This is a genomic window from Streptomyces polygonati, from assembly GCF_042650325.1.
Lineage (GTDB): Bacteria > Actinomycetota > Actinomycetes > Streptomycetales > Streptomycetaceae > Actinacidiphila > Actinacidiphila polygonati.
On the sequence record NZ_JBHSBB010000025.1, the window covers coordinates 1 to 10252 of the forward strand.

Here is a 10252-nt window from a genome sequence, read left to right on the forward strand (position 1 = left end):
GAGGGCTTGTCCATGTGTGCTCGCGTCCACTGTGTGGTTCTGAAACAATCAGCCACCGAACCCTGCCGGGGGGATGAGTTTCTCCCGGTGTGCGGGGTGGTGTGTGTTTCACAGTGTTTCGGTGGTCATAGCGTTAGGGAAACGCCCGGTTACATTCCGAACCCGGAAGCTAAGCCTTTCAGCGCCGATGGTACTGCAGGGGGGACCCTGTGGGAGAGTAGGACACCGCCGAACAATTATTAGAGGCCCGGCCTCGGATCCGAAGAGGATCCGACGCCGGGTCTTTTTTGTGCCTGGGGTAGAGTCGCCCCGCAACGTCCGTACGTAGATACAGCAGGAGGGGACCCGGTGGAGGTCCAGGAGACACGGGTGCAAACGGATCGGATCTTTACGATCCCCAACATCCTGAGTATGGCGCGCCTGGTGGGCGTCCCCGTCTTCCTGTGGCTGATTCTGTGGCCCGAGTTCGGCGGCCCGAAGGTCGACGGCTGGGCGCTCCTGGTCCTCGCGCTGAGCGGCATCAGCGACTACCTGGATGGGAAGCTGGCCCGGCGCTGGAATCAGATCAGCAACCTGGGACGCATCCTGGATCCCGCCGCGGACCGGCTGTTTGTACTGTCCACGCTGGTCGGGCTCACCTGGCGGGACATCCTGCCGCTGTGGCTCACGGTGCTGCTGTTGGCCCGCGAAGCCATGATGGCGGTGATGCTGCTGATTCTGCGGAGGCACCACTACGGCCCACCCCAGGTGAACTTCATCGGGAAAGCGGCTACCTTCAACCTCATGTACGCCTTTCCGCTGCTCCTGCTGAGCGACGGAAGTGGATGGCTTGCGACCCTGGCGGCTGTTTTCGGCTGGGCCTTCGCAGGTTGGGGTACAACCCTGTACTGGTGGGCAGGGATCCTCTATGTGGTGCAGGTCCGGCGACTTGTCGGGGCGGACGCCACGGCTGACTGAGTCACGAGGAGGATGTTTCCGACATGAAGGCGGTTGTAATGGCCGGCGGCGAAGGTACCCGCCTTCGCCCGATGACCTCGAGCATGCCCAAGCCTCTGCTGCCTGTGGTGAACCGTCCGATCATGCAGCACGTTCTGACACTGCTCAAGCGGCATGGCCTCACTGAGACGGTGGTCACAGTCCAGTTCCTCGCCTCCCTGGTGAAAAACTACTTCGGGGACGGCGAAGAGCTCGGGATGGAGCTCACCTACGCCCACGAGGAAAAGCCGCTGGGGACGGCCGGAAGCGTCAAGAACGCGGAAGAGGCGTTGAAGGATGATTCCTTCCTCGTGATTTCTGGTGACGCCCTCACCGACTTCGATCTGACCGAGCTCATCGAATTCCACAAGGAAAAGGGCGGGCTGGTCACCGTATGCCTGACCCGGGTGCCGAACCCACTGGAATTCGGCATCACCATCGTGGACGACGAAGGCAGGGTCGAGCGTTTCCTGGAAAAGCCCACCTGGGGCCAGGTGTTCTCGGACACCGTGAACACCGGTATTTATGTGATGGAGCCCGAGGTCTTCAACTACGTCGAATCCGACGTGTCCGTCGACTGGTCCGGCGATGTCTTCCCTCAGTTGATGAAGGAGGGCAAGCCGATCTACGGCTTCATCGCCGAAGGCTATTGGGAGGACGTCGGCACCCACGAGAGCTATGTGAAGGCGCAGGCCGATGTCCTGGAGGGCAAGGTCGACGTCGATATCGACGGCTTCGAGATCTCCCCCGGGGTGTGGGTGGCCGAGGGTGCGGAGGTGCATCCCGACGCCATCCTGCGCGGCCCGCTCTACATCGGTGACTACGCCAAGGTCGAAGCCGGCGCCGAGATCCGCGAGCACAGCGTGATCGGCTCCAATGTCGTGGTGAAGACCGGTGCCTTCTTGCACAAGGCGGTGATCGCGGACAATGTCTACATCGGCCCGCACACCAATCTGCGCGGTTGTGTCATCGGCAAGAACACCGATGTCATGCGTGCCGCGCGGATCGACGAGGGTGCCGTCATCGGCGACGAGTGCCTGATCGGCGAGGAATCGATCATCTCCGGCAATGTGCGGGTCTATCCGTTCAAGACCGTCGAGGCCGGTGCCTTCGTCAATACCTCGGTCATCTGGGAATCGCGCGGTCAGGCCCATCTGTTCGGCGCCCGCGGGGTGTCCGGGATCCTGAACGTCGAGATCACCCCGGAGTTGGCGGTACGACTGGCCGGCGCGTACGCGACCACGCTGAAGAAGGGCGCGACCGTCACCACGGCCCGCGACCATTCGCGAGGCGCCCGGGCGCTGAAGCGGGCGGTGATCTCGGCACTGCAGGCGAGCGCGATCGATGTGCGCGACCTGGAGAACGTGCCGATGCCGGTGGCGCGCCAGCAGACCGCGCGGGGCAGCGCCGGCGGCATCATGATCAGGACCACCCCCGGCCGTCCCGATTCGCTGGACATCATGTTCTTCGACGAGCGCGGCGCCGACCTGTCGGCGGCCGGACAGCGCAAGCTGGACCGGGTGTTCGCCCGCCAGGAGTACCGCCGGGCCTTCCCCGGTGAGATCGGCGACCTGACGTTCCCGGCGACGGTCTTCGACTCGTACACCGGCGCCCTGCTGCGCGCCGTGGACACCTCCGGCATCGCCGACTCGGGCCTCAAGGTCGTGGTCGACGCCGCCAACGGCAGTGCGGGTCTGGTCCTGCCGAGCCTGCTCGGCCGGCTGGGGGTGGACGCGCTCACCGTCAACCCCGGTCTGGACGAGGCCCGTCCGACCGAGACCGAGGAGAGCCGCCGGGCCGGGCTGGTCCGGCTCGGGGAGATGGTGTCGTCGTCCCGGGCCGCCTTCGGGGTGCGCTTCGACCCGGTGGGCGAGCGGATGTCGCTGGTGGACGAGCGCGGCCGGATCGTCGAGGACGACCGGGCCCTGCTGGTGCTGCTCGACCTGGTCGCCGCCGAACGGCGCAGTGGCCGGGTCGCGTTGCCGGTGACCACCACCAGGATCGGCGAACAGGTGGCCGCCTACCACGGGACACAGGTCACCTGGACGATGACCTCGCCGGATGACCTGACCCGGGTCGGCCGGGAAGAGGGCACGATCTTCGGCGGTGACGGCCGCGGCGGCTTCATCGTGCCGGAGTTCAGCAGCGTCTTCGACGGTTCGGCCGCGTTCGTACGGCTGATCGGCCTGGTGGCGCGTACCCAGCTCACCCTCAGCCAGATCGACGCCCGTATCCCGCGTGCTCACGTCCTGAAGCGGGACGTGCCCACGCCGTGGGCGGTGAAGGGCTCGGTGATGCGCCGGGTCGTGGAGGACGCGGGAGAGCGGTCTGTGGACACCACCGACGGTGTACGGGTGGTGGAGGCGGACGGACGCTGGGTGATGGTGCTCCCCGACCCCGCCGAGGCTGTCACCCACCTGTGGGCCGAAGGACCCGACGACGCGTCCGCACAGGCCCTGTTGGACGAGTGGTCGCAGGTCGTGGAGAGCGCCGGACGGTGACCTCGACGCGCAACGGCGCGCGCTGCGGGGGCCGTTCGATCGCGGCGGCCCCCACGTGCGACGATGTGCGGCATGCCGCAGCATCCCGATCGGAGCAGCCCTGTAACCGGGGCTGCTCCGCGGCGCCCGGACGCCTCCATGTCGCTGCTCACCAACGTCATGGAGCACAGCCTCGACGACGGGTACGCGGAGGCCGCCGCCCGCCGCGGTGAGGTCGGCACCTCCCGGCTGCCCACGGCGCTGAGCGGCCGGCTGTGGCTCGCCGCCGGCCTGGTGCTCGCGGCCATCGTCGTCACGCTCGGCGCGGTTCAGGCGCGGGTGGCCGCGCCGGCCGAGGCCAAGGAGCGGCAGAAGCTCGCCGACCGGATCCGGACCGAGACCACGGGCGCCGACAAGCTCCAGCGCGATGTCGACTCGCTGCGGAACTCGGTGTCCGCCGAGCAGCAGGCCGCGCTCAAGCACCGGGGCGGCGACGGCAACGCCCTGCCGGAGCTGCTGGCCGCCGCGACGCCCGTGCGGGGGACCGGCGTGGAACTCGTGGTGGACGACGCGAAGGAAGCCTCGCAGGGCGGCTCCGGCGGCCCGCGCGAGAGCAGTGGCTTCGCCGACACCGGGCGGCTGCGCGACCGCGACATGCAGCGCGTGGTGAACGGCCTGTGGGCCTGCGGCGCCGAGGCGGTCAGTGTCAACGGGCAGCGGCTGACGGCACTGTCGGCGATCCGGGCCGCCGGGGACGCCATACTGGTCGACAACAAACCGCTGGCGCCGCCCTACACGGTGCTGGCGATCGGGGACGGGGAGAGGTTGAGCACGGCATTCCGGAACAGCGCGGACGGACAGTACCTGCGCGTGCTGCAGAGCGACTACGGGATCCGCGCGAGCATATCCGTCCGGAGTGAGCTGCGGCTGCCCGCCGCCCCGAGCCTGGTCGTGCGGTACGCCGTGCCGGTCGCCGCACAGCCGGCACCGGCCGGCGGACGACCGGCGGGCAGCGGTGCCGGGAACGGAAAGGGTTCGAAGTGATCGCCGTACTGGGCCTCGTCGTCGGAGTCGTGGTGGGGCTGGTGCTGCGCCCCGTGGTGCCCGCCGGGGTCGAGCCCTATCTGCCGATCGCCGTGGTGGCCGCGCTCGACGCGGTCTTCGGCGGCCTGCGGGCCATGCTGGACGGGATATTCGACGACAAGGTCTTCGTCGTGTCCTTCCTGTCCAATGTGGTCGTGGCGGCGCTGATCGTCTTCCTCGGCGACAAACTCGGGGTCGGCTCGCAGCTGTCCACCGGCGTCGTGGTGGTCCTCGGCATCAGGATCTTCTCCAACGCGGCGGCCATCCGCCGGCACGTCTTCCGGGCGTGACGGCTGCATGAGCGTCCAGAACGACCCCTCCGGCCCGGTCCAGGAGGCCGCGGCGACCGCCGAAGACGCCGGCGCCGCGCCTTCCGAAGCAGCCGGGGCCGCGCCCTTGGTGACCGGCCGCCAGCGGCTGGTGGCCGGGCTGTGGCCGCCGCGGCTGTCGCGTGCCCAGCTCATCGTGGCGCTGCTGCTGTTCGTGCTCGGCCTGGGGCTGGCCATCCAGGTCCGCTCCACCAGCGACACCGGGGGAGTGCTGCGCGGCGCCCGCCAGGAGGACCTGGTCCGTATCCTCACGGAGCTGGACAACCGCAGCCAGCGGCTCGAGGACGAGAAGCGCGGCCTGGAGAATCAGCGCAGCGAATTGGAGACCAGCTCCGACCAGGCCGCCGAAGCGCTGCGACAGACCCGGCAGAAAGCGCAGGAACTCGGTGTGCTGGCCGGTACGGTACGGGCGGAGGGGCCGGGAATCACTTTGACCATCACCGATCCGCACGGCGGTGTCGAGGCGGACTCCCTGCTCGACACACTCCAGGAGCTGCGGGCGGCCGGCGCCGAGGCGATCCAGATCAACGACGTACGGGTCGCCGCCGACACGTACTTCACGGACGGCACGGACGGGGTACGGATCGACGGGCACAAGGTGGCGCAGCCGTACGAGTTCAAGGTCATCGGCAATCCGCCTGATCTGGAACCGGCGTTGAACATCCCCGGCGGGGTGGTGCAGACGCTGGAGAAGGAGCAGGCCACGGCCGATGTGGTCAGGTCGCAGAAGATCGTCGTGGACGCCTTGCGGCCGTCGGAGCAGCCTGACTACGCTCGGTCATCCCGGTGAGGCTGGGGGTCGGGGCATCGGTGGGGTGCGGTGTAAGGGAAACTGTGTACAGCGAGGGTTCGTCCTGCCCCACGGGCGGGTCTGCTTCTTTCAAGGGGAATCGCCCGTGAAGTTGTTTGGGAAGTTGTTCGGCAAGAGCGCGCGGCAGTCGGGTGACCCGGCGACGGCGCGTCACCGCGCGCCAAGGAACCTGTCCGAGGAAGGACAGGGCACGGATCGCCCGCTGTTCAGGAATGAGCAGCAGGACCCCGGCGGCGAGTACCGGGGTGCTCCCGGCGTGGCGTCTGTTGACCCCGCTTCGGCCGCGCGCATAGGTTTCGGTGAACCATCGGCCTCAGCCACGGGTGGAGGACTCGGCTTGCCGGTCTGCAGCAGGTGCGGTCACACCAACGCGGAGGCGAGCCGCTTCTGCAGCTACTGTGGCGCGCCGCTGCGCGGCTCGGGCGGCGGACACGAGCGGGCGTCGGAGACGACGTCCACGATCTCGATCTCCGGCCTCGAGGCCTACGAGGCGGAGGCCACCGGCCAGACGGTGATGCCGTCGCTGTCCCCGGAGGCCCAGGCCGCCGTGGACGCGCTGCCGATCGGTTCGGCGCTGCTCGTGGTGCGCCGCGGCCCCAATTCGGGCAGCCGCTTCCTGCTCGACGGCGAGCTGACCACGGCCGGCCGGCACCCGCAGAGCGACATCTTCCTGGACGACGTGACGGTCTCGCGCCGGCATGTGGAGTTCCGGCGCGGCCAGGACGGCGGGTTCACCGTTTCGGACGTAGGCAGCCTCAACGGCACCTACGTCAATCGTGAGCGCATCGACGCCGTGTCGCTGTCCAACGGCGACGAGGTGCAGATCGGCAAGTACCGGTTGGTCTTCTACGCGAGCCAGCGGGGCATCTGACCCCCGGACTCGGTCCGGGGGGTCCCCAGGGAAGGTGTGCATGCGGAGAACGTCGGGCGGTGCCGGAGACGGCACCGCCACCGTCGACGGCGCCCTGCTGAGCATCGGCGCGGTACTGAGCCGGCTGCGGGACGAATTCCCCGAGGTGACCATCTCCAAGATCCGCTTCCTGGAGGCCGAGGGTCTGGTGGAGCCGCAGCGCACTCCCTCCGGCTACCGGAAATTCGGGCCGGGGGACGTCGAGCGGCTCGGCTATGTGCTGCGCGTGCAGCGGGATCACTATCTGCCGCTGCGGGTGATCAGGGAGCACCTGGACGCCATCGACCGCGGCGAGAAGGTGCCGCTGCCCCGCTCCGGGGAGCCCGGCGCGTCCGGGGACCCCGGAACGGCCCTGGACGCCGCTGTGGAGCTCCAGGAGCCCCCGGAGCTGAGGATCGGGCGGGAAGAGCTGCTGGCCGCCACCGGGGCCGCAGACGCCGAACTGGAGCAGTGGGAGTCCTACGGCCTGGTCGAGGCCGGCCGGGACGGCGGCTTCGACGCCGAGACGGTGACCATCGGGCGGCTCATCGCGGAGCTGGGCCGATTCGGCCTGGAACCGCGCCATCTGCGGGCCGTGAAGGCGGCGGCGGACCGGGAGGCCGGTCTGGTGGAGCAGGTGGTGGCGCCGCTGCGCCGGCACCGCAACCCGCAGACCCGGATGCACGCCGAGGCCACAGCCCGTGAGCTGGCCTCGCTCTCCGTACGGCTGCATGCCGCGATGGTGCAGTCCGCACTGCGGGTCCGCCTGCGCTGACCGGGCATTTCCGGCCGTCGGAAGACCCCGGGACAGCCCGGCCGGGCGGCGTCGGCGGATGCCCGACTACCCAAACCCGGCGAGCACGGCCTAGGGTTGCTGTGTGAACGAGCTCGACGTTGTGGGTGTCCGGGTCGAAATGCCCTCCAACCAACCGATCGTGCTCCTGCGTGAAGTGGGAGGCGACCGGTACCTGCCCATTTGGATCGGGCCGGGAGAGGCGACGGCCATCGCCTTCGCGCAGCAGGGCATGACGCCTGCGCGACCACTCACTCATGACCTCTTCAAGGATGTGCTGGAAGCGGTCGGCCAGACCCTCACCGAGGTGCGCATCACCGATCTGCGCGACGGCGTCTTCTACGCGGAGCTGGTGTTCGCCAGCGGGGTCGAGGTCAGTGCCCGTCCGTCCGACGCCATAGCGCTCGCGCTGCGCACCGGCACGCCGATCTACGGCAGCGACGGGGTGCTGGACGACGCCGGAATCGCGATCCCGGACGAGCAGGAGGACGAGGTCGAGAAGTTCCGCGAGTTCCTCGACCAGATCTCTCCCGAGGACTTCGGCACCAGCAACCAGTGACCGGGCGCACGGCGTCCGGAGGCAAGGTTGCCTCCTGGAGGCCATTCGAGGGACCGTTCCCGGCTCGCGGTCACGCCAAACCACTCGTGGGGCGAATATCACTCGGCGTGCCGAGTGTGGCGATCGTTGACGCACCCCGGGTGACTGCCTACCGTCGGTGGGGAAAGTCCCGTGGCACGTGCGCTAGGCCACCGGACGTGAAGGGACGGAGGGCGGCGTGAGAAGCACCGGCGACGGTCTGGCGACCGGCGACCCATACCCGCCCCGGGGGACACTGGCGCGCGCCGCCTCCGAAGCGGGCGGCGACCCGGCGCAGGACGCGCCGGCCGAGCAGATCGGCTACCGCGGGCCCACCGCGTGCGCCGCGACCGGCATCACCTACCGGCAACTCGACTACTGGGCGCGTACCGGCCTGGTCGAGCCCAGCGTCCGGCCCGCCTACGGCTCCGGCACCCAGCGGCTGTACAGCTTCCGCGACGTGGTGGTGCTGAAGATCGTCAAGCGGCTGCTGGACACCGGGGTCGCCCTGCAGAACATCCGCACGGCCGTCCAGCACCTGCGGTCGGTGGGACCGGCCGAGCTCGCCAGGATGACCCTGATGAGCGACGGCGCCACTGTCTACGAGTGCACCTCGCCCGACGAAGTGGTGGATCTGCTCCAGGGCGGGCAGGGCGTCTTCGGCATCGCGGTCGGCGTGGTCTGGCGGGACGTGGAGAGTTCGCTGTCTCAGATGCACGGTGAGCGGGTCGACACCGGCGAGACCCTGGTCGGCCACAATCCGGCCGACGAGCTGGCGAAGCGGCGCAACCGGGCGGTCTGAGCGGGGGGCCGGCAAGCGCCGCGCGGTACGCCCGTACGGTGAATGTCAGTGGTGTGCGGGACCATCGACGGTGTGAGAAGTAGGCCGACGATCCTGCACCTGGACATGGACGCGTTCTTCGCCGCGGTGGAGCAGGCGTCCAAGCCGAGCCTGCGGGGCAAACCGGTGGTGGTCGGCGGCCTCGGACCCCGCGGTGTCGTCTCCACCGCGTCCTACGAGGCGCGCGTGCACGGCATCCATTCCGCGATGGCCATGGCCCGGGCCCGGCGCCTGAGCCCCAACGCGGCGTACCTCTACCCCCGCTTCGGCCTCTACCGGCAGATCAGCGAGACGGTGATGACCCTGCTGGGCGAGGTGTCGCCGCTGATAGAGCCGCTCAGTCTCGACGAGGCCTATCTGGACCTGGAAGCCGCCGAGGGTGATGAGGACCCGCGGCGGATCGCGCTGCGGCTGCGCGCCCGTATCCGGTCCGAGACCGGTCTCACCGCCTCCGTCGGGCTGGCCGGCTCCAAGCTGCTGGCGAAGATCGCGTCGGAGAAGGCCAAACCCGACGGTCTGGTGGTGGTCGAGCCCGGCACCGAGGGCGCTTTACTCGACCCCCTCCCGGTCCGCACCCTGCCCGGCGTCGGGCCGGCCACCGCCGAGCATCTGCGCCGGGCCGGTATCAGCACCGTCGCGGAGATCGCGCGCACCGGGGAGGCGGAGCTGGTGCGGCTGTTCGGCAAGGCCCACGGCGCCTCGCTGTACGCCATGGCGGTCGGGCTCGACAACCGGCCGGTGGTCGCCGACCGGGACGTGAAGTCGATCTCCGTCGAGGACACCTTCGACATCGATCTCACCGACCGGGCCCGGATGCGCTACGAGATCGACCGGCTCGCCGACCGCTGCGTCCAGCGGCTGCGCGGTGCGGGCCGCTCCGGCCGCACCGTGGTGATCAAGGTCCGCAGGTTCGACTTCTCCACCCTCACCCGCTCCGAGACGCTGCGGGCCCCCACCGACGACCCGGGCGTGGTCCGGGAGACCGCCCGGCGGCTGATCGAGGCCGTGGACACCACCGGCGGCGTACGGCTGCTCGGCGTGGGGGTGGCGGGGCTGGCCGACTTCACCCAGGAGGATCTCTTCGCCCAGAGCGCCGAGGGCCGGGAGACCGACGAGGACGCCCCCGAGGCGCTGCCCGTGCTGGCGCCGCCGGCGCCGGAGCCCGGCAGCCAGTGGTATCCCGGCCAGGACGTCACCCATGAGGTGTACGGCGCCGGGTGGGTCCAGGGCAGCGGAGTCGGACGGGTCACCGTCCGCTTCGAAGTGCCCGCCGACACCGCACCCGGCCGGGTGCGCACCTTCGCCGTCGACGACCCGGCGCTGGCCCACAGCGACGCGCTGCCGCTCAGCGCCCCGGGCGCCGCCGCCCGGTCCTCCCGGGACGACCGGCCCGGCCCGGACGGCCCCTAGGAGCTGTTCGGGGTTCGGATCATGTTTTTGGAGTGAGGAGCTTCAGCCACATGAGGGATCCGCG

10 protein-coding genes and 1 rRNA gene are annotated in these 10252 nt (G+C 69.6%); all 11 read left to right on the top strand.

The window, feature by feature from the left end; genetic code table 11:
- Window positions 1–117: 117 nt before the first annotated feature.
- The 11 genes from rrf to ACFO3J_RS28250 all read left to right on the top strand — a co-directional run bounded on the left by rrf (window position 118) and on the right by ACFO3J_RS28250 (window position 10188).
- Window positions 118–234 (top strand): 5S ribosomal RNA (gene rrf / locus ACFO3J_RS28200).
- A gap of 114 nt (window positions 235–348) precedes the next feature.
- Window positions 349–957 (top strand): CDP-alcohol phosphatidyltransferase family protein, encoded by a 609-nt coding sequence (locus ACFO3J_RS28205; protein WP_386435091.1) that lies wholly within the window; start codon window positions 349–351, stop codon window positions 955–957.
- A 23-nt stretch (window positions 958–980) separates the two neighbouring features.
- On the top strand, window positions 981–3476 hold the full coding sequence (locus ACFO3J_RS28210; protein ID WP_386435093.1) for a sugar phosphate nucleotidyltransferase: 2496 nt from the start codon (window positions 981–983) through the stop codon (window positions 3474–3476).
- 63 nt (window positions 3477–3539) lie between these two features.
- On the top strand, window positions 3540–4499 hold the full coding sequence (locus ACFO3J_RS28215) for a DUF881 domain-containing protein (protein WP_386435096.1): 960 nt from the start codon (window positions 3540–3542) through the stop codon (window positions 4497–4499).
- Window positions 4496–4828: a small basic family protein gene (locus ACFO3J_RS28220; protein ID WP_386435098.1), complete on the top strand. Its 333-nt coding sequence runs from the start codon at window positions 4496–4498 to the stop codon at window positions 4826–4828. Before ACFO3J_RS28215 ends, ACFO3J_RS28220 begins: the two co-directional genes overlap by 4 nt.
- Before the next feature lie 7 nt (window positions 4829–4835).
- A complete protein-coding gene (locus ACFO3J_RS28225; RefSeq protein ID WP_386435101.1) occupies window positions 4836–5657 on the top strand; it encodes a DUF881 domain-containing protein in 822 nt (273 codons plus the stop codon).
- A gap of 64 nt (window positions 5658–5721) precedes the next feature.
- Window positions 5722–6549, top strand: coding sequence for an FHA domain-containing protein (locus ACFO3J_RS28230; RefSeq protein ID WP_386435110.1), 828 nt, complete (start codon window positions 5722–5724; stop codon window positions 6547–6549).
- A 40-nt stretch (window positions 6550–6589) separates the two neighbouring features.
- Entirely contained in the window at window positions 6590–7342 is a 753-nt protein-coding gene (gene ftsR, locus ACFO3J_RS28235; protein WP_386435104.1) for a transcriptional regulator FtsR, read from the top strand.
- A 103-nt stretch (window positions 7343–7445) separates the two neighbouring features.
- Entirely contained in the window at window positions 7446–7919 is a 474-nt protein-coding gene (locus tag ACFO3J_RS28240; RefSeq protein WP_093716750.1) for a bifunctional nuclease family protein, read from the top strand.
- Window positions 7920–8193: 274 nt separating this feature from the next.
- Window positions 8194–8739: a MerR family transcriptional regulator gene (locus ACFO3J_RS28245; protein ID WP_386435113.1), complete on the top strand. Its 546-nt coding sequence runs from the start codon at window positions 8194–8196 to the stop codon at window positions 8737–8739.
- 72 nt (window positions 8740–8811) lie between these two features.
- A complete protein-coding gene (locus tag ACFO3J_RS28250; RefSeq protein WP_386435107.1) occupies window positions 8812–10188 on the top strand; it encodes a DNA polymerase IV in 1377 nt (458 codons plus the stop codon).
- Window positions 10189–10252 lie beyond the last annotated feature (64 nt).

Excerpts from the sequence above, each read along its gene's own strand:
- ACFO3J_RS28225 (WP_386435101.1), top strand. The coding sequence starts at position 4,836 with ATGAGCGTCCAGAACGACCCCTCCGGCCCGGTCCAGGAGGCCGCGGCG.
- ftsR (WP_386435104.1), top strand. The coding sequence starts at position 6,590 with ATGCGGAGAACGTCGGGCGGTGCCGGAGACGGCACCGCCACCGTCGAC.
- ACFO3J_RS28215 (WP_386435096.1), top strand. The coding sequence starts at position 3,540 with ATGTGCGGCATGCCGCAGCATCCCGATCGGAGCAGCCCTGTAACCGGG.
- ACFO3J_RS28210 (WP_386435093.1), top strand. The coding sequence starts at position 981 with ATGAAGGCGGTTGTAATGGCCGGCGGCGAAGGTACCCGCCTTCGCCCG.